The organism is Polynucleobacter sp. JS-JIR-5-A7, from assembly GCF_018687935.1.
Lineage (GTDB): Bacteria > Pseudomonadota > Gammaproteobacteria > Burkholderiales > Burkholderiaceae > Polynucleobacter.
This window is the reverse complement of the sequence record NZ_CP061308.1, coordinates 1,216,675-1,236,175: the sequence shown is the minus strand read 5'-3', so window position 1 is coordinate 1,236,175 and position 19,501 is coordinate 1,216,675. Positions and strand designations below refer to the sequence as shown.

General features: G+C 45.7%; 22 protein-coding genes. 10 read left to right on the top strand and 12 right to left on the bottom strand.

Going from position 1 to position 19,501, the window contains the following annotated elements; translation table 11 throughout:
- Positions 1-37: 37 nt before the first annotated feature.
- Entirely contained in the window at positions 38-412 is a 375-nt protein-coding gene (locus AOC29_RS06420; protein ID WP_251369939.1) for a hypothetical protein, read from the bottom strand.
- 264 nt (positions 413-676) lie between these two features.
- Between AOC29_RS06420 and AOC29_RS06415 the strand changes: the two genes are divergently transcribed.
- Genes AOC29_RS06415 through AOC29_RS06380 form a run of 8 tightly spaced genes read left to right on the top strand, consistent with a single transcriptional unit; the run spans position 677 to position 7,625 of the window.
- Positions 677-1,501 carry a tripartite tricarboxylate transporter substrate binding protein gene (locus AOC29_RS06415; protein WP_251370106.1) on the top strand — a complete coding sequence of 275 codons (825 nt, stop codon included), beginning with the start codon at positions 677-679 and terminating at the stop codon, positions 1,499-1,501.
- A gap of 21 nt (positions 1,502-1,522) precedes the next feature.
- Positions 1,523-2,188, top strand: a complete 666-nt coding sequence (locus AOC29_RS06410) for an RraA family protein (RefSeq protein WP_215294872.1) — start codon at positions 1,523-1,525, stop codon at positions 2,186-2,188.
- On the top strand, positions 2,185-3,135 hold the full coding sequence (locus AOC29_RS06405) for a tripartite tricarboxylate transporter substrate binding protein (protein WP_215294870.1): 951 nt from the start codon (positions 2,185-2,187) through the stop codon (positions 3,133-3,135). Before AOC29_RS06410 ends, AOC29_RS06405 begins: the two co-directional genes overlap by 4 nt.
- Positions 3,136-3,140: 5 nt before the next feature.
- Positions 3,141-4,106 carry a tripartite tricarboxylate transporter substrate binding protein gene (locus tag AOC29_RS06400; RefSeq protein WP_251369938.1) on the top strand — a complete coding sequence of 322 codons (966 nt, stop codon included), beginning with the start codon at positions 3,141-3,143 and terminating at the stop codon, positions 4,104-4,106.
- A gap of 14 nt (positions 4,107-4,120) precedes the next feature.
- Entirely contained in the window at positions 4,121-4,900 is a 780-nt protein-coding gene (locus AOC29_RS06395) for a transporter substrate-binding domain-containing protein (RefSeq protein ID WP_215294866.1), read from the top strand.
- A 31-nt stretch (positions 4,901-4,931) separates the two neighbouring features.
- On the top strand, positions 4,932-5,951 hold the full coding sequence (locus tag AOC29_RS06390; protein WP_215294864.1) for an amidohydrolase family protein: 1,020 nt from the start codon (positions 4,932-4,934) through the stop codon (positions 5,949-5,951).
- Positions 5,952-5,959: 8 nt separating this feature from the next.
- Positions 5,960-6,634: an RraA family protein gene (locus AOC29_RS06385; protein WP_215294862.1), complete on the top strand. Its 675-nt coding sequence runs from the start codon at positions 5,960-5,962 to the stop codon at positions 6,632-6,634.
- A gap of 7 nt (positions 6,635-6,641) precedes the next feature.
- A complete protein-coding gene (locus AOC29_RS06380; RefSeq protein ID WP_215294860.1) occupies positions 6,642-7,625 on the top strand; it encodes a tripartite tricarboxylate transporter substrate binding protein in 984 nt (327 codons plus the stop codon).
- 61 nt (positions 7,626-7,686) lie between these two features.
- Here AOC29_RS06380 and AOC29_RS06375 read toward each other — a convergent pair whose 3' ends face one another.
- On the bottom strand, positions 7,687-8,241 hold the full coding sequence (locus AOC29_RS06375; protein ID WP_215294859.1) for a phasin family protein: 555 nt from the start codon (positions 8,239-8,241) through the stop codon (positions 7,687-7,689).
- Positions 8,242-8,449: 208 nt separating this feature from the next.
- Here AOC29_RS06375 and AOC29_RS06370 point away from each other — a divergent pair, with 208 nt between their 5' ends.
- Positions 8,450-9,337, top strand: coding sequence for a DMT family transporter (locus AOC29_RS06370; RefSeq protein ID WP_215294858.1), 888 nt, complete (start codon positions 8,450-8,452; stop codon positions 9,335-9,337).
- 84 nt (positions 9,338-9,421) lie between these two features.
- Positions 9,422-10,468, top strand: a complete 1,047-nt coding sequence (locus AOC29_RS06365; protein WP_251369937.1) for a serine hydrolase — start codon at positions 9,422-9,424, stop codon at positions 10,466-10,468.
- A 10-nt stretch (positions 10,469-10,478) separates the two neighbouring features.
- Here AOC29_RS06365 and AOC29_RS06360 read toward each other — a convergent pair whose 3' ends face one another.
- The 10 genes from AOC29_RS06360 to AOC29_RS06315 form a co-directional block, all read right to left on the bottom strand.
- Entirely contained in the window at positions 10,479-11,303 is an 825-nt protein-coding gene (locus AOC29_RS06360; RefSeq protein WP_215294857.1) for an IclR family transcriptional regulator, read from the bottom strand.
- 110 nt (positions 11,304-11,413) lie between these two features.
- Positions 11,414-12,448: a quinone-dependent dihydroorotate dehydrogenase gene (locus tag AOC29_RS06355; RefSeq protein ID WP_215294856.1), complete on the bottom strand. Its 1,035-nt coding sequence runs from the start codon at positions 12,446-12,448 to the stop codon at positions 11,414-11,416.
- Positions 12,449-12,457: 9 nt separating this feature from the next.
- Complete coding sequence (locus AOC29_RS06350; RefSeq protein ID WP_215294855.1) at positions 12,458-13,204, bottom strand: arginyltransferase; 747 nt, start codon at positions 13,202-13,204, stop codon at positions 12,458-12,460.
- A complete protein-coding gene (gene aat, locus AOC29_RS06345) occupies positions 13,201-13,938 on the bottom strand; it encodes a leucyl/phenylalanyl-tRNA--protein transferase (RefSeq protein WP_215294854.1) in 738 nt (245 codons plus the stop codon). Before aat ends, AOC29_RS06350 begins: the two co-directional genes overlap by 4 nt.
- A 9-nt stretch (positions 13,939-13,947) precedes the next feature.
- A complete protein-coding gene (locus tag AOC29_RS06340) occupies positions 13,948-14,502 on the bottom strand; it encodes an NUDIX hydrolase (RefSeq protein WP_215294852.1) in 555 nt (184 codons plus the stop codon).
- Positions 14,503-14,511: 9 nt separating this feature from the next.
- Positions 14,512-16,335 (bottom strand): bifunctional chorismate-binding protein/class IV aminotransferase, encoded by a 1,824-nt coding sequence (locus tag AOC29_RS06335; RefSeq protein WP_215294850.1) that lies wholly within the window; start codon positions 16,333-16,335, stop codon positions 14,512-14,514.
- A gap of 14 nt (positions 16,336-16,349) precedes the next feature.
- Complete coding sequence (locus tag AOC29_RS06330; RefSeq protein ID WP_215294848.1) at positions 16,350-16,925, bottom strand: peptidylprolyl isomerase; 576 nt, start codon at positions 16,923-16,925, stop codon at positions 16,350-16,352.
- A gap of 72 nt (positions 16,926-16,997) precedes the next feature.
- Complete coding sequence (locus tag AOC29_RS06325) at positions 16,998-17,627, bottom strand: 2-hydroxychromene-2-carboxylate isomerase (RefSeq protein WP_215294847.1); 630 nt, start codon at positions 17,625-17,627, stop codon at positions 16,998-17,000.
- Between the two features lie 21 nt (positions 17,628-17,648).
- Entirely contained in the window at positions 17,649-18,962 is a 1,314-nt protein-coding gene (locus AOC29_RS06320; RefSeq protein ID WP_215294845.1) for a replication-associated recombination protein A, read from the bottom strand.
- Between the two features lie 4 nt (positions 18,963-18,966).
- Positions 18,967-19,458 (bottom strand): DUF3429 domain-containing protein, encoded by a 492-nt coding sequence (locus AOC29_RS06315; protein ID WP_251369936.1) that lies wholly within the window; start codon positions 19,456-19,458, stop codon positions 18,967-18,969.
- Positions 19,459-19,501: the final 43 nt, after the last annotated feature.

Here is a 19,501-nt window from a genome sequence, read left to right as displayed (position 1 = left end):
GGGGCTTTTACATTTGTGACACCAGCGAACAGGAATCTTATGAAATGAGTTCTGCTCTGAGTTCTCGAATGCGCTCATCCACATAGTAGCCGCCACATTCCGTATATCGAAGATATTTAGATCGACAATGCTTACATTCGTAAACGTCAGACTTGTTGTAAGGATGAAAGGAGATGGAGATGGGGGCATCTTTAGACCAGATCGTGGTTCCTTTGGGATGATCTTCCTCCCAGCACTCTGGTGCATTCTCGATCCTCAGGGTCCCTATGCACTCTAGAGAATTGGTGATGAATCCACCCGGGATGCTTTCCCAGCCTTGGCAGTTGAGCGACTGACAGTCAGAACATTTATCCCCAGGATCAAAACTCTGGGCAATGAATAATAATTCTTCTCGATTGAGGCTTTTGGTCATTTCAAGGCTTTTTATATAGAAATGCGCTGAGTGAGGGGTATGTAAGGTATATTTTTACTAAAGAATAGATCTTAGCCTATGCCTTATTTAGCTAGGCAAAGAAAGAGGGAATATAAAAAAATGAAGAGACAGTTATTTCTGGGGATTAGCCTTTGCTTATTGCTATCAGTGCTCAATGTAAAAGCTCAGAGTTCATATCCGTGCCCAACCATTAAATTTGTCTCGCCATATCCACCCGGGGGGACAACTGACATCTTGGCAAGAATGCTTGCGCCAGGAATTGCTAAACAGCTCGGGACAAATGTCATAGTCGAAAACAAAGGTGGAGCTAGTAGCAATATTGGAACAGAGTATGTGGCGAATTCAGCCTCAGATGGTTGTACTTTATTGCTTGGAAATAATACTGGGGTAGTCATTAATCAGAATTTATATAAGTTAAGGATCAATCCTTCCAAGGATTTGGCAGCAGTTGCAGAAGTAGCATCAGTACCTTTGGTTCTCTATGTGAATGCTTCGGTACCTGCAAATACTCTTGGTGAACTGGTGGAGCTGATTAAAAATAATCCAGGTAAATACAGCTATGCATCTGGTGGGAGCGGTAGTCCACAACATTTGATGGCAGAAATGCTCAAACTTGAAAAACAATTGGATTTGACGCACATACCCTACAGAGGGCAGGGGCCAGCAATGGCTGATGTACTTGCTGGACAAGTGCCGATTGCCTTTGAGACAACCACCACGATTGCTGCACAGATATCATCCGGGCGCATCCGGGTATTGGCAACAACGGGAGCTGTTAGGCCAAAGAACTTTCCTAACGTACCCACCATGAAAGAGCTTGGCTACAGCAGCTTTGTGATTGAAAATTGGTACGGTGTGTTTGTGGCAGCCAAAACGCCATCCGTTTTAATTTCAAGACTGAATAAAGCAATTAACGCGACAATGAAAGAGCCGGAAGTAGCAGCCAGTCTTAATAAGATGGGTTCTAGTGATGTGGCGGGTACGCCAGAACAATTTACACAATTTATTAACAGAGAGATTCCTTACTGGGAGTCTTTGGTGAAGCGCACAGGCGCAACAGTCGATTAAACACTTTACAAGGAATGCAACATGAATAATGGTTATGAAATTCGCCCTAGAAAAGAAGCCTTTAAAGAGGGGATCGTAGCCCTAACAGGATTGGCAACTTCTGTTGTTAGTGATGTATTGGGTAGGACGATTGGCGCAGTCAATATATTGCCTGTAAACAAGTCGCCAGTTTCTGTATGTGGCAATGCTGTCACAGTAAGTGTGCGGTCTGGTGATAACTTGATGATTCACAAAGCCTTACAAATACTTCAACCTAGTGATGTATTGGTGGTTGATGGGGGTGGCGATGTCTCCCGCGCTTTGTTTGGTGAAATCATGATGACGGTTGCCAAATCAAGAGGGGCTATTGGTGTAGTCTTTGATGCTGCGATTCGGGATGTGGAAGCCTTTGAGAAACATCATTTTCCATGTTGGGCACGTGGTGTCAATATGCGGGGCCCTTACAAGGATGGTCCCGGCAGTATCAACGTCCCAGTGTCGATCGGGGGGATGGTTGTTCATCCTGGTGATGTGATTTTGGGTGATGGCGATGGAATTATTGCCTTAGCTCCTGAGTTGGTGCTTGAGGCCGCTCGCTTGGGTAAGGAAAAAGAGACTATTGAGCGTAAAACAATCCAATCGATTCATGATGGCAAATATGATGATGCTTGGGTGGATGCCAGCTTAAAACAAAAAGGCGTCTTATGAAGCTTCGCTTTATTTTTGCAAGTCTATTAACTGTAGTGGCGCTCAATTCGCTAGCCGCATATCCCGATAAATCGATTAAATTTCTCGTGCCTTGGCCGCCGGGTGGTGCAACTGATCAAGTTGCGCGCATTCTTGCATTACCTCTGACCAAGGAGCTCGGTGTTTCAGTATTTGTTGAGAATAAAGGTGGGGCAGGTGGCAATATAGGAACTCAAGCTTTTCTACAAGATAAAGCTGATGGCTACTCGATGTTGATGGCAACAAGCTCAACGAATGCTGCAGGCCCTCACTTATTTTCTAATCAAGGATTTGACGCTGCTAAAGACTTCACTCCAGTAGTATTGGTGTGCACCATTCCCAATATCATGGTTGTACCTGAAGCATCTCCTTGGAATAGCATGAAAGACCTCATCTCTGATGCTAAGCAAAACCCGGGGAAGTTTACTTATGGCTCTGCCGGTATTGGCGCGTCTCAACATTTAGCGGGTGCACAATTTAAAACGGTCACTGGTTTAGATATACGCCATGTCCCCTATAAAGGTAGCGGTCCAGCTGCGATAGATTTGATGGCTGGACATATCGATATGATGCTTGATACAGGTTCATTGAATAACATCAAAGCTGGCAAGTTAAAAGCCCTTGGTGTTGCTGCTGATAAACGCATCCCTGAATTGCCGAATGTACCCACCATGAAAGAGGCTGGGGTACCGATGGTTGCCAATGCTTGGTATGGCGTAATGTTGCCTGCTGGCGCACCTAAAGATGTTACAGAAAAACTCAATGCAGCATTTAATAAAGTCTTAAAAGATCCTGAAGTGCGGAAAAGTCTTCAAGGAATTGGTGCCCAGGTAGATGGTGGCTCAGTAGCAGAATTTACAAAGTTCTCACAGTCTGAGATTAAGCGTTACGAAGGAATTGTGAAAATGTCGGGGGCTCCTAAAGAGTAATGTCTATGAGAAAAATCATTCTCATCTTTTTCGCTGTAAGCAATCTACTGTTTGCTAGTAATCTGCTGGCTCAGGACTACCCCAATAAGCCCATCAAGGTTTTAGTTGGATATGCTCCTGGAGGTGCCGTTGATTTAGTTGCTAGAACTCTAGGACAAAATTTGTCAGCTTCAATGGGGCAATCGATCGTTATCGAAAATAAACCTGGTGCTGGCACCAATATCGCTGTTAAGCAATTGATTGATAGCCCAGCTGATGGCTATACCTTGATGGTTGCTGCCAATGCTTTGGCAGCTAACATGTCCTTGTATAAGCCACAACCCTTTGATATCGATAAAGACATTACGCCAATTGCCATGATCGGACGTGTGCCCGTAGTCATTGCCACTTCTGCTGATAGTAAGTATCAAAAAATATCTGATTTGATTAAGGCTGCAAAAGCGAATCCAGATTTCATTACGTACGGAACACCAGGTAATGGCGCAACACCTCATATGGCCATGAAATTTTTCGAGCAAGCTGCTGGGATTTCTTTAAAGCACGTGCCCTATAAAGGCGGCGCTCCTGCGATTACTGATTTGATTGGGGGTCAATTGGATTTGGTTGCAGTCAATATGTTGGAAGTGGCTCCTCATGTCAAAAGTGGCAAACTCAAGATTGTTGCTGTCATGAGCGCAAAGCGTTCCCCATTATTTCCGGAGATACCTACGGTGGCAGAATCGGGTTTCCCAGGTTTTGAAGCTTCCGTTTGGTACAGCTTAATTGCGCCCGCTAAGACTCCAGCCAGTATTGTGAAGACGCTCCATATCCAAGTGGAAAAAGCATTGCAATCTAAAGAGATGACAGAGCGATTGGGTTCTGTTGGAGGAGAGGTCAGCCCAGGAACCACTGCTCAATTGATTGCATATTTAAATTCAGAACGAAAGCGATACGAAAAATTGGTACGTGAAGCTAATATTCAGCCAGATTAATTCAGGGTCAAATAATGAAATTTGGGCGAAGTTGCAGGCTGATTCTCTCATCACTGTTTTGCTTGGTGCTGCTTGCTTGCGCTTCATCGCCTAAGGACATTCTTGCGCCGCAGGGAAGTCTGCGAATGGGCTTATATAAAGGCTCGCCAACCTCGATTCTGCCAGCCAATAGTTCGAATCAGGTCCGAGGTATTGGCTATGAGTTGGGGCAGAGTCTCGCTACTCAATTAGGTGTCAATTACACCCCTGTGGTGTTTGAGAAGAATGCGGATGTTCTTTTGGCTGTAAAAAATAATGAGCTAGATTTAGTCTTCACGAATGCTAGCCAAGATCGTGCTAAATATATTCAGTTTTCCAAAACAGTCATTCGGATTGAGAAAGGGTATTTGGTGAGTCCCCACAGTAGTATCCGCTCTCTAGCAGATATCAATCGCTCGAATATCAATATTGGCTTCAGTGTGGGAAGCAATTCTCAAGCGGAGCTTCCATCGCTGATTCCTAATGCCAGTTTGGTACAGACAAGCTCAACTACACAGGCAATTGAATGGTTAAAAAGCGGGAAGATTGATGGTTTCTCTACCAATAAAGCAATTCTATTTGAAATAGCTTCCTCTGTTCCGGGGTCAAGAGTATTGCCCGATGTTATCGGATATGAAAACCTGGCCTTGGGCACACCATTGGCACGTCAAGAAACTGCTCAATACTTGAATCACTTTATAGATCAAATGAGCTCTACTGGTAGGCTCAATTTATTTATTCAACGGTCAGGTATTCAAGGCTTGGCTCCGAATTAACGACCCGTTACTCTATAAAGGGAAGCAATAAATGATTATTGATTGTCATGGCCACTACACTACGGCACCAAAAGCATTAAAGGCTTGGCGAGATGCCCAAGTCGCTAATTTAAGTACACCGCATTTGGGTCCCAAGGTATCTGATTTAAAAATAAGTGATGATGAAATTAGGGAGTCTATCGAAGAAAATCAACTCGCTCGAATGCGAGAGCGGGGCATTGATGTCACGATCTTCTCACCCCAAGCGAGCTTTATGACTCACCATATTGGTGACTTTAATACCTCGGCAACATGGGCAGCCCTTTGTAATGAACTTTGTTATCGAGTGACGCAGCTTTTCCCGAAGCACTTTGTAGGTGCCGCAATGTTGCCGCAGTCGCCAGGAGTGGATATCAGTACTTGCTTGCCGGAGATGCGCAAGTGCGTTAATGAATATGGATTTGTGGGTATTAATCTCAACCCCGATCCTTCTGGTGGTCATTGGCGAGATCCGCCCTTAAGTCACCCCTATTGGTATCCAATCTATCAAGAAATGATTGCCCTAGATGTACCAGCAATGATTCATGTCAGCACCAGTTGTAACGATTGCTTTCATACCACTGGTGCACATTACTTGAATGCTGATACAACCGCTTTTATGCAATGTCTGACTTCAGATTTGTTCGCACAGTTTCCGCAGTTGCGTTTCTTAATTCCCCATGGAGGTGGAGCGGTTCCCTATCACTGGGGACGCTTTCGAGGGCTGGCGAAAGATATGGATATCCCTGACATCAATCAAAAACTGCTAAATAATATTTATTTTGATACTTGTGTGTATCACCAGCCAGGGATCAACCTGCTGACTGAAGTCATCCCAGTCAAAAATATTCTATTTGCATCCGAAACATTTGGAGCCGTGAAAGATATTGATCCAGATACCGGATTTTATTTTGACGATACCCGTCGTTACCTCAATGCGGTTGATGGCTTGAGCAATCAAGAGAAGGAAATGATTTTTGAAGGTAATGCACGTCAGGTATTTTCCAGAATCAATAACAGAATTCCAAAATAAGTGAGGATATGATGACATCCGAGGAGTTTGATCGGCTATACAGAGGACGGCTAGAAAAATTAGCAACCTCAAATTTAAGTGATGCAATGGATAAGTTGGGAATTGCAGCTGCGGTAATTGGCATTGTTCCTCAATGGGGTAAGACCAAAGTAATTGGTAGGGCAATTACGATCCGTATGATTTCTGCAGGTGCTGCACAAAGTAAGGCGCATCTCGGGGTTGATGCCATCTTTTCGGCATCGCCTGGGGATGTCATTGTGATTGACAACCGTGGGGATCTGAACAACAACTGCTGGGGTGAGATTCTCTCAATGGGAGCGCTGCAAAAAAAGATCTCTGGTGTAGTAGTTGATGGTGCAGTCCGTGATGTCGATACGTGTGAAGAATTTGGATTTCCGGTTCATGCCCGAGGTACGGTTCCGATTACTGCCCGAGGTCGCATTGTTCAAGAGGCTTGGAATATCCCCATTAGAGTTGGAAACATATCTGTTTTACCGGGTGACGTGATTGTGGCGGATGTCAATGGCCTCGTAGCAATCCCTGCAGCTAAGATCAATACGGTATTGGATGAGGCGGATGCTATTGCCATGAAAGAGTTGGCAATGGTCGAAGCACTAAGATCAGGGCAGTCGATTATTGAAGTTGATCAGCAATTTAATTATGAGCAGATGTTAAAAAGTTAGGCCCCATATGAACACTATATATATTGCTAAAAGAAACTTAATACAAATTGTTGGCTTGATCTGCTTTGGATTCAGCGCCCCTTTAACCTATGCCCAGTATCCATGCCCTGTGATCAAAATCATTTCTCCTTATCCGCCAGGAGGAGCCAGTGACGTTCTCGCAAGAATGTTAGTTCCTGGACTATCTAAACAATTAAACGTCAGTGTGATTGTGGAAAATAAAACTGGTGCTAGCGGCAACATTGGCACTGAGTTTGTGAGTAGTGCTACTGGCGATGGCTGTACTCTATTACTGGGAAATAGCACTGGTGTTGTCATTAATCGGAATTTATATAAACTGCGTAATGACCCGATTGTGAGCTTAAGACCTGTAGCCGAGGTAGCTGCCGTGCCTATGGTTTTGTATATCAATTCTTCTGTGTCTGCTAATTCAGTTTCTGAGCTGATTGCTTTGATTAAAAAGGAACCGGGTAAATACAGCTTTGCATCTCCTGGTAGTGGGAGTACTCACCATCTCTTAGGTGAGTTACTTAAGCTTGAGCAAAAGCTGGATATGACGCACATTCCCTATAGAGGATCCGGACCGGCCATTGCCGACGTCTTGGCTGGACAGGTGCCAATGGCATTTGAGTCAACGGGAGCCATGGTTCCTCATCTTAATAGTGGCAAGGTTAGGGCGCTTGCAACGACTGGAGCGGTCAGGGCGAAAAACTTACCAGACGTACCTACAATGAAGGAGCTTGGGTACCCTAAATTTGTTGTTGAGAATTGGTACGGCATATTTGTCCCAACAAAAACGCCAACTCCCTTAGTCAATACTCTGAATAAAGAAATCAATAAAGTATTAGCTTCAGCAGAGGTGGCGGAAAGCCTTTCTAAAATGGGCTCTTTAAACGGTGAGCAATCTCCCGAGCAATTTGCCGCATTCATTAAGAAGGAAATTCCTTACTGGGAGCTTCTGGTTAAGCAGTCTGGGGCTACTGCTGAATAAAGATCATCATAAAAAAGCCCCTATCATTTGGGGCTTTTTGATTACAAGAGTGAAACAGTAATTATTTTTTCTTCGATGTCTTACCAGCAGAACTTACAGTTTTTGTTACGGTATCGGCAGCGGTATTGAGATTGGCTTGTGCAACATCAACAGCATGCTTTACCGCTTTATGACTAGTTTCAAAAACCTGATTTGCAGAAGCAATGGCTTGTTTGATTGTTTGAACGGCAGTATCAGAACCTGCGGGTGTATTTTTAGCCCACTCTTCAACTAAGGCATCCATTCTCTTTTGGCCAGCAGAAAATTCTTTTTCCGCAGACTTGGTAAAGTTATCTTGAGTTTCATGAGCCAATTTATACAAATGGTGACTATAAGAAATAATTTTTTCTGCGATCGGCTGAACGGTTTCAGCTTGATGGGCAAGCAGTTGCTGAATATCTTTTACTTCTAATGCTTTCTTGGCATTGTTCACGCTATCACTCAAGCTTTGTTTAGCAATGGCTAAATTGAGCTCAACTAATTTCTCGATACTTTGGAGGGCTTGATTTGTGAGGCCAGTCAAGGTTTCTAAATTGGCTTTTTGTGCCGCTGCGATTTGTTCTGGCGTTAAGTTCATCTTTGCCTCTTTCTTTGGGTGCACTCTTACTACTATGATCTTGCTGACCTGAAGGGTCAATAGCTGATTTTTGCTTAATTAAATGGCTTAAATAGTGAAAAGCATCATAACCCAAGGTTTTAGCCTCCTTGAGAACCGCTGATGGCTTTTAGAAAAAGCCTAAAATCGTGGATTAGACAAAAATCTCAATATTTTCAGTAAGTTATCCATGAAGCTCGGTATAGACAACGTCATTGCACCCATTTTTGTATTAATTTGGAGTACGGGGTTTGTGATTGCACGTTTGGCTATGCCTTATGTAGAGCCTGCCACCTTCCTATTTTGGCGCTTTGTGGGTGTGATTGCCGCAATGACTGCTTTGAGCCTTCTGTGGCGCATCTCTTGGCCTAGCCGGTCGCAAATCAAGCATATCGCTATCGCAGGAATACTTTTACAGTTTGGCTATCTATTAGGAGTCTGGTTTGCAGTCCGCCTTGGAATGACTGCAGGTTTGGCGGCAATCATCGTTGGTCTGCAACCGATTTTGACCGCCTGGTTTGCTGCTTGGATTTCAGAGACAGTGACGCCACGTCAATGGATTGGCCTCTGCTTTGGTTTTGCAGGCGTTGCCTTAGTCGTGGCTGAAAAGATTGGCTTTGCCCATATCCCTTTGGCTAGCTATCTGCTGGCGTTTACAGCATTACTCTCGATCACCTTTGGAACTCTTTATCAGAAAAAATACTGCCCAGTATTTGATCTTCGCGCTGGATCTTCTATTCAGTTTGGTGTTTCAGCTGTGCTGTGTTTCTTTTGCATGTATTTCTTTGAAACAGGCGTCATGGTTTGGAATGCCTCTGTAGTGGCTGCTTTGTTATGGGCTATCTTTCCTTTATCGATTGGCTCCATTAGCTTGTTATTCATGATGATCCGTAAAGGGGCGGCAACCAAAGTCACGAGTTTGCTCTATCTAACCCCCCCGACAACTGCATTGATGGCGTGGCTCTTGTTTGATGAGCCATTCACACTCCTGATGGCTCTGGGCCTCTGTTTGACAATGACTGGCGTAGTGCTGGTGAATCAGCGTCAGGCGAACACGGTAGCGACTATTGCAGAGTAGGGGCTCAAGAGGGGTAGATTGGGGGGTTAACCAAGATGGGGCGCAGAAATCCGACTCCCTTTTGGAAATTAATTATCATTCCGTATGTTTAAAGTTTTGGAAGGTATTTTTGGGATGCATTTAAATCGTTTTTGGCTCTTTGTCTTAGCCTTGATTTTCGGTTATGGGGCACTTGGTGTTGCGCCAGCTATTGCCGCCAGTAAAGACAAAGAAAAGCAAACTCAAGCCCAAACCAAAACTACTAAAGTAGTGGTGAAGTCTCCTAAGAGGCCTAAGACTGTTCGCGTTACTGTGACGCGTTCTACTGCACCAGCAGTTGCTGGACCCCCATCACTGGCTACTGCGCTAGGTTTGCGTGGTCAGCATGATGATCTCAGCCTGAAGTCCAGCGTAGCTATGGTAGTCAATCAAGATACCAAAGAGGTTTACTTCGAAAAGAATCCTACCGTGAGCTTGCCAATTGCATCCATCACGAAGTTGATGACCGCCATGGTGGTACTCGACTCCAAGTTACCTCTTGATGAAACCCTGGTGATTAATGCAGATGATGTGCATATCTATCGCACTTCACGTCTAGCTGCAGGCACCGTTCTGACGCGTCAAGAAGCCTTGTTGTTAGCGTTGATGTCCTCTGAAAACCGCGCTGCCTATACCTTGGGTAGAAATTACCCAGGCGGTATCACAGCCTTTGTGGATGCCATGAATCGGAAGTCTAGAGAACTGGGTATGGAGCATTCTTATTTTGCCGATCCCACAGGCTTACTTAGTGAGAACGTGGCGACTGCTGAAGATTTAACTCGCATGCTCAATGCAGCATATCAATATAAGTTAATTCGTGAATATTCCACTTGGCCAGATTTAACGATGGTGATCGCAAAGCGCCCCCAAAAGTTCTTAAATACGAATCGACTAGTGCGTTCTGGCGACATGGATATTGGTTTGCAAAAAACAGGTTTCATTAATGCCGCTGGAAAATGTTTAGTGATGCAAGCGCGTGTGAACAACACCCCGCTATTATTGGTGTTCCTGGATTCTGTAGGAACACAATCCCGTTTTGCTGATGCAGTGCGTGTGCGTGACTGGTATGAGCGCATGCCTTCTGGCACGCAACCCATTCGTCGCTTAATGTAAGTTGGGCTGACTAGGCGGAGGAGCCTGGCTCGGCAGACTTAGGCTTAAAGCCCATGCCCTTGGAGATTTGTAGAGCAGTGTCCTGTAATGATCTGAGCCAATCTGCTTGAATACGATCGGTTGGGGCGCTGAGTGATAAACCGGCAACCAATTTACCAGTGTCATCCAGGATGGCAGCAGCAAGACAGCTCACACCAAGCTCTAATTCTTCATCATCCCTTGCACTACCCACTCTGCGAACGTGATTGAGTTCGGACTCGAGTTTAGCTAAATCCGTAATGCTGTTGCGAGTGTGACCTGAGAGACCCGTGCGAGTAACGTAGGCCCGTACTTGATTGGCGTCATCACTGGCTAGGAATAGTTTGCCAACAGAGGTGAGATGGAGAGGGGCGCGTCCACCAATGGCACGAACCACCTGCATGCCTGAACGCTCGCTGTAGGCACGATCAATATAAACAATCTCATCGCCTTGGCGAACCGAGAGATTGACTGTTTCGCCGGTGAGTTTGTGTAGGGTGCGCATCGGTACTTGAGCAGCTTCACGAACCGATAATCTTGCTTTCACTAGATTACCCAGCTCCAAGAGCTTTAAGCCAAGGCGATAGGTGCCACCATCGCCACGCTCAACCAATCGGCAGGCAACCATGTCATTTAAGATGCGGTGGGCTGTGGAGGGGTGTAAGCCCGTTTCCGCAGCCAAGTTTTTAAGGCTGCTAGATTCTTCATGAACCGCTAGGGCATCGAGCAAATTCATCATGCGCTCCACCACCTGGATCGCTGTTTTAGCAACTTCCCCGGTATTTTTAGAGGTTTTGACAGTTTTACTTGTGCTCATAGGAATGATTGTAGCGATTTCATGCCATATTGCATATTATGAAATGAGATTATACGAAGGATCAAGGCGATAACCCCTATGTGGGGTAGCCATGATTCATCTAAGACTGCTTAGTGGTTTCTTAAAGCTTTTGCGCACTCATTGACGAGGTCTGGACCACGATAAATCAAGCCGCTATAGACCTGAACCAAACTAGCCCCAGCCGCTATCTTTTCCTTAGCATCGGCACCACTCAAAATGCCGCCAACGCCAATGATGGGCACTTGATTGCCCAGTCTTGCCTTGAGTGCTTTGATGACGAGGTTGGATGCCATGCGAACTGGTGCACCGGATAAGCCACCCATTTCTTGACCATGCTCCATTCCTTGCACAGCATCGCGAGCAATGGTGGTGTTGGTAGCAATAACGGCATCTATACCAAACTCTATTAAGAGGTCAGCAATGAGATTGATATCGCCATGATCCAGATCGGGTGCGATTTTCAAAAAGAGTGGCTTACGCACACCAAAGCGATCACTCAAGCGCTTGCGAGCCTCATCCAAACTGCCAAGTAAGGCGCGTAACATTTCTTCGCCTTGCAGGGCACGCAGATTTTGCGTGTTTGGCGAAGAGATATTCACGGTGATGTAGGTAGCAATTTCATAAACAGCATCCATCGCTAATACGTAGTCGCTAGCTGCATCTTCAATCGGTGTACTGGCATTCTTGCCAATGTTCAAACCTAAAACGCCACCGCTTTGCCAAAAGCGTGAGCGACGAACTCTTGCTACGCAAGCCTCAACACCATCATTGTTAAAGCCCATACGATTAATAATGGCCTGAGCTTGCGTCAAGCGAAACATGCGCGGTTTTGGATTTCCTGGCTGAGGGCGGGGAGTCACTGTGCCGATCTCCAGAAAACCAAAACCCAGGGCAGCGAGTGCATCAATATGCTTACCATCTTTATCTAAGCCTGCAGCAAGTCCCACTGGATTGGGAAAGGTAATACCGCACAATGTACGTTGATCTGCAAGCGGTTGAGTCAGAAACTTTTCTAGCAGACCCCAGCGTTGAGCACGGTCTAAATTCGTCAACGTGAGATTGTGGGCTTGTTCTGGATCAAGGCAAAAGAGCCAGGGGCGCAAGAATGAATAGCGATCGATCATAAATAGATATTATGAACCAGTCAGGGCTTGCCAATGATCGTCAATTAAGCCTTCCATGGGTTGGTATTTCGCCTTATAGGACATCTTCTCGCTATCGTGAATGTAGTAGCCAAGATAAAGATAAGGTAGGTTGAGTATCCGAGCCTGTTCGATTTGCCACAGAATGCTGTAATTACCAAAGCTAGCAGAGCTATCGGCAGTATCGTAGAAGGTATATACCGAGGAGATGCCTTGTTCCAAGATGTCAATCATGCTCACCATGCGCAGACGTCCGGGGTGTGGATCGTGAGGACCATCTCTAAATTCAACGATGCGAGAGTTAACTCGACTTTGCAATAAAAATTGCATGTATTGATCTTGGTCATCGTTATCCATATCACCACCAGCATGGCGTTCATTTTGATAGCGTTGATAGAGTTGGTAATGTTCCTCTTGATAACCTAGGTTCAAAACAAACGCTTGTAGACCTGCATGCTTTTTCCAGGCACGCCGTTGACTGCGTGTTGGCGTAAATGGATTCACTAAGATACGGGTGGCGATACAGGCTTTGCATTCATCGCAATAAGGGCGATAGGTATATAAGCCGCTGCGACGAAAGCCTGCATTTAATAGTTCGTTATAGACATCTGCATGAATCAGGTGTGAGGGCGTGGCTACTTGGGAGCGCGCAGTTTTATTAGGCAGATAGCTGCATGGATAAGGTGCAGTTGCATAAAACTGGAGGGCGGTGAGGGGAAGTTCTTTGAGCCGGGTCATAGCCAGTGAGTTAGGATGTTTTTATCAAAGGTCCAAGGTTTATCAATATTAGTTTGATTTAAAGATATTTGCAGTTGTCCTAAGAATACAGCCCTGGATATTGGCGCAGCCCCCAAAGAGCTTAAGTGGGTGGTTTCTTGTTGGCAGTCAATCATGGCTACTTCATTTTGGATGCACCAAGCGCTTAAGGCAGCCAATGCTATTTTGGAGGCGTTGGCTTTACGACTAAACATCGACTCGCCAAACACCATCCCGCCTAAAGCTACGCAATACAAGCCGCCAACCAACTCACCTTGTTCGACTAGGGCAATGCTATGGGCATGACCTTGCTCATGAATGGTAGTGTATGCATCCATGATTTCATGGGTGATCCAAGTGCCATCCTGGTCTTTTCGAGAGCTAGTGGCACAAGCCCGAATCACAGCACCAAAATCGGCATCCACCAATAATTGACTATGCGTATTCTGACAAAATAGGCGAATACTTTTTCTTAAAGACTCGCTGCACTTGAAATGGCCAGGCTTTAAAACCATCCGCGGATCAGGTGACCACCATAAGACGGGTTGCTCATCGGAGTACCAAGGAAAAATACCGAGTTGATAAGCTTGCAGTAATTGATCTGGATAAATACGCTCACTCACTGCAATGAGCCCCGGAACGCTCGGGTCAGGATCTGGCGTTAGTAGCGGGTTTGGAAAGGAGTTGTGTGGTCCTAGCCAAGTAATTTGACTCATGTGGCGTAATCAAATTCTCTCTGAAGGCAACACATCACGACTGCGCACATGAAACTCACCATTCAATATGCCAGCAGCGCGATCAGCAAAAAACCACTCTAAGGTTTGTTTCACTGTTGGGAAGGCTAACTCACTCCACGGAATTTCATGTTCATGAAAGAGTGCCACTTCAAGACTTTCTTCGCCAGCAGAAAATTCTGGTGAAGTCATGGTGGCAAGATAAAACAAATGGACTTGTTCGGCATGTGGCACATTGAGTAAAGAATACAGTGGGCCCACTTCAACCACAGCGCCAGCCTCTTCAAGAGTCTCTCTGATGGCGCCATGGCTCGTACTTTCGCCTAATTCCATAAAGCCAGCGGGAAGGGTCCAGAAGCCATGGCGTGGTTCAATCGCACGACGGCATAGCAATACTTGCTTGCCATAAACCGGAATGCTACCCACGACATTTCTGGGGTTCTGATAATGTATGCTCCCGCAGGCTTCGCATACATGACGCTCACGAGAATCATCCGCCGGAATTTTGACCGTCAGGGTCGCAGCGCAGTTGGAACAATACTTCATGCAGACTTTCTAAAAGTGGGCCTTGAGAGTGCCTCGCAAGGCATTGCTAAGCATAATCTCATCAGCCATTGAAACATCTTTAATAGTCAGGTTGGCTTCACGGGCATTAATTTGAGGATTGTCCAGCAGGGCGGCACGCATTACTCCGGGCAATAGTCCTGCAGATACTGGAGGAGTGAGCCACTCTGAATGATCTTTGGGTTTAATAAAAATGCTCGTTCTGCCGCCTTCAGTAACAAAGCCCTGTTCATTTACAAATAAGGCATCAAAGCCACCGAGTTTGACTGCCGTTTGCCAAGCAGCATCGTAAAGAATGCGATGGCTGATCTTGTGGCGTAATAAGGCATTCCCGGAGAACATGGTGCATTCTGAGGATAGGATATCTTGAGCCCAGAAAATTTTGACTGGCCCTTCTAGCGCATCAAGCGCAGCAGAAGTAATAGAGAGTGCGCCATTGGCGGCGAGATCGAGTCGTAATCTCAAAAGAGAATGCTGATCAAGAGATGCACAGGCATTTAAAACTGTTTCTGTTGCATTGCCTCTCTTGAAGGGAATGCCCAAAGCAGAAGCTGAGGCTTGCATACGATCTAAATGTTGCTCTAATCGTTTTGGCTTACCCTGTGCTATAGCAATCGTTTCAAATAATCCCGTAGCGCTTGGAAGATTCATTAAGAAAGCAGACTTGATACGGCATTCTTGCCATTCTTGTTGAGCCTCAGAATCAATCGTGATGCCCGCGCCCACTCCCAAAGTAAAAGTAGCGGCATGAGATAGATGATCTTCTTCAATCTCTACAGTTCTAATAGGCACACTAAAGGCAAAGTCACCACTTGGATCTAGCCAGCCTAAGGCGCCACAGTAATAACCACGATCTTCGGGCTCAAGCTCTTGAATAATTTCCATGCTACGTTTTTTAGGTGCGCCTGTGACTGATCCACACGGAAAGATGGCATGCAATATATCGCTCAGCCCGATAGCGGGCTTTACTTGACCTTGCACAGTAGAGGTCATCTGCAATACATCGCCGTGCCTTGCTACTGCAAATAAGTTGGGAACTGTCACTGTGTTTGGTAGAGAGAGGCGACTGAGATCATTGCGCAAGAGATCAACAATCATCACATTCTCTGCCTGATTTTTAGGATCATCTGACAAAGCACTAGCAGCTTGCGATAGTGCGCTTGCAGTCCCTTTCATGGGCATCGCTTTGAGTATGTCACCTTTGCGCTCAATAAAGAGCTCAGGTGACTGTGACAAAAGGTAATGTGAGCCTTGTTCAATATAGGCACCAAATCTCCCAGGCTGGCGCTCACGTAAGCAACTGTAGAGCGCTAGCGGTGCCCCATAAGTTTTCCCGGTAATGCGGTAGGTATGATTAATTTGATAGGTATCGCCATCACGGATGTATTCCTGAATCTTTGCAAGATCCGTAGAAAATTGTTTTTCAGTGATGGATTCCTGAATATCTAAGACTCCAGCCATTCTTGCAGACTCTTGCAGCTGACTTAATTTTTGAGAAATGACTTGATCAATATGCTCTTTAGACAGTTTTTTGAAATCTTGAAAAGACCAAGCTTCAATCAGGGGGTGAGGGTCACCCGTAGTCTTTCGATAGGGTAATTTGTGGATCAGCCTGCCCATCTCATAAGCAAAGGCAGCAACCACATACTCTCCTTTGCTAAGTGCATGGGATATTTCACTTAAACAATTTTCAATAGCCTTGTGATCATCGGCTTGATTCTCACTAGGGAATACGCACCAATATTGCGATGCAGCCTCATAAAACCGACTAGTGGGATTAGTCGCCGTGCTTTGCGCATCATCGAGCAAAATCATGGCGACTGGTTTGTTTATTTCAGAATGGTGGCAGATTCAATCACGACTGTTTTGGTCGGGACATCAGCCATTCTGCCCATGCGTGGTGCAGGCGCAACCATAGTTGGCACTTTACGAATGGCATCAATGGTTTGTGTTCCAGAAATCACCTTGCCAAAGACGGTATAACCGTTACCCATCGCATTCGGGAAGTTGAGGCTTTCATTATCTTTCACATTAATAAAAAACTGTGCAGTAGCAGAATCCGGATCTGAAGTGCGAGCCATAGCAATGGTGTAAGTATTATTTTTCAGGCCATTATTTGCCTCTGATGCTACTGGTGCATCGGTTGGCTTTTGTACAAGGTCAGGAGTAAAGCCGCCACCTTGAATCATGAAGCCATCAATGACTCGATGAAAAATGGTGCCGTTATAAAAACCACTCTTCACATAATTTAAAAAGTTAGCAGTAGTCTTAGGCGCCTTGGCATCGTCCAGTTCCACCACAAAATTTCCTAGCGTAGTTTTAAATTCAACCTTTGGCCCAGCAATTGCCGCTTGACTTGTAAAACAACTGGCGATGAGAATGAGACTAGCAAATAATTGACGCATATTGACTCCTTAATTCGTTCAGGTTGATAAAGCTGATTGTATTGTGCAATCAAATACTACAGGGGGATTGCACTAGGAAAGCAAGCCATTAGGGATGGTTCCAGCATAGGCGTAAGAGGCTTCCTCAAACATGCCGGGTCTTTTCAGGTAGTCAAGTACCCAGTCAATCGTATCAATACCCCAAAAACAATGTTGATTCACAACTAAGGTAGGAACTCCAAAAGCACCATCTGCTTTTGCTTGCAGACCATTACTCATTAATTGCGCTTTGATTTCAGGGCTGTTGGGTTTTTCAGTATCTGCTGGTAAGCCTAGGTAAAGGCAAAATTCCGACCAAGAAAGGTTGGGATCTTTACCTTCAATCCAAACATAATCAAATGCCCGCTCTACCATCTGCCAATCGGCTTGCTTTTGTAAAAGTAGGCGCTGCGGTGCCACAGTCAGAAAAGGGTGGTGCTCTGGAAAGCGCAAAGGAATTCCGAGTCGCTCTGCTTGCCAGATGCAAAACTGATATGTGTGAGGTCGCTTAGCAGCAACTTCTCCTGGACCTATGTTCTCAGTTGCTCTTAGTAGGCCGCCGAGTAAAACGGGTACTGGGGTGATATTGAGCTGATCCTCGAGACGATGCCTTTGTTTGACATACAAATAGGCAAATGGAGAAATAATGTCATAGTAAAAAGTTGCGGGGATCTTAGTGCTCATTTGTGTCTTCGCTCTCGAGAGTTACTTCTTTTGATGCTCAGCATCGAGTTGACGTAAAAAAGCCATCTTTTCTTTAATTTGACTTTCCAAGCCACGCTCAACCGGTTCATACCAATGGGGTTGTGTCATGCCTTCGGGCAAGTAGGATTCACCGGCAGCATAGCCATGTGGCTCATCATGCGCATAGCGGTACTCTTTACCATGGCCGAGTTCTTTCATCAGCTTGGTGGGTGCGTTGCGTAAATGATTGGGCACAGATTTGGATTGGTCATTAGCAACGTAGGCGCGCGCAGCATTAAATGCTTTATAGCTTGCATTACTTTTAGAGGCTACCGCCAAATACACCACAGCTTGGCCTAGGGCGAGTTCACCCTCTGGCGATCCTAGTCTTTCAAAGGTGAGAGCGGCATCATTGGCCAGTTGCATCGCACGAGGATCAGCCAAGCCAATATCTTCCCAAGCCATACGAATAATGCGCCGCGCTAAATACCGTGGATCAGCACCACCATCGAGCATACGGCAGAACCAATATAGCGCAGCATCAGGGTCGGAGCCTCTGACAGATTTATGCAGAGCAGAGATCTGGTCGTAAAACTGATCACCACCCTTATCAAAGCGACGCGCTTGCATAGTCAAGGCGTTTTCAATAAAGACTTGATCAACAAGCTTCACATCGGAATCTGGTGTCAGCACGGCATTGCGGACTTGCTCGACTAAGTTGAGGAGGCGACGGGCATCGCCATCGGCGTTATGAATGAGTGCATCAATTGCTGTGGCATCAAACTCAATATCAGGCATTGCATGTTGATGTGCGCGCTCAAATAGTTTCTTAAGCTCATCAGCACTTAAGGATTGCAGAACATAAACCTGCGCTCTAGAGAGCAGTGCTGAGTTCACTTCAAAGGAGGGGTTCTCGGTAGTGGCGCCAATGAAGGTGAATAAACCAGATTCAACATGAGGCAAAAGCGCATCTTGTTGGCTCTTATTAAAGCGATGAATCTCATCGACGAACAGAATCGTTTGCTTGCCGTATTGCGCCATACTGTGTTGAGCTTGCTCAATTGCTTCACGAATCTCCTTCACGCCAGCCAATACAGCGGAGATAGCAATGAACTCACGGTCAAATGCTTTTGCAGATAAACGGGCCAGCGTTGTTTTACCAACACCAGGCGGCCCCCATAGAATCATGGAGTGAGGTTTACCAGAGGCAAAGGCTAAGTTAAGTGGTTTGCCCGCAGTTAATAAATGAGTCTGTCCAATGACCTCATCAATCGATTTTGGACGGAGTGCTTCCGCTAAAGGAGGAGGTGGCGTGCTATCAAAAAGACCGCTCATTCCATTAGGCTTGGATGAAAAGAATCACAATAGCTGCCCAAGTTAGGCAAGCAGCAGCAACATACGTTAAGCGATTGCGCATCGCCATGAACGCCATACGAGCTGCTTCATCTGAAAAATAGTAGTTGTAAGTATTCTGATCGATATTACGTTGAATGACCAAGGTTGATGCCATGATCAATAAGCCAACCGGAATATAAATATGCAAGGCTACCCAAGCTACTAATGCAGGGATCACACCCCAAACCCAAGCGTTGCGGTCTATCCAGCGGTCACCAGAAGGCGCCTTGCCTAAGGTATGCAAACTAGCGCCCCAATGTAATGCACCCATAAAGGAAGTAATGACTGCGCCATAGCCTGCCAGCGACTCTGCACTCAAATAATTCAAAGGAGTTGGAGCCAGCTGTACTAATAGTGCTAGACCCACAAAAGGAATCAAGCCCGCGTAGCCAAGTTTGAGTACGAGCGGTGGAATAGGATTGGCAGAAGGGTTCACGGGAGTTTGCTTAGGCTAAGAGAAATGAAGATATGAAAAATAA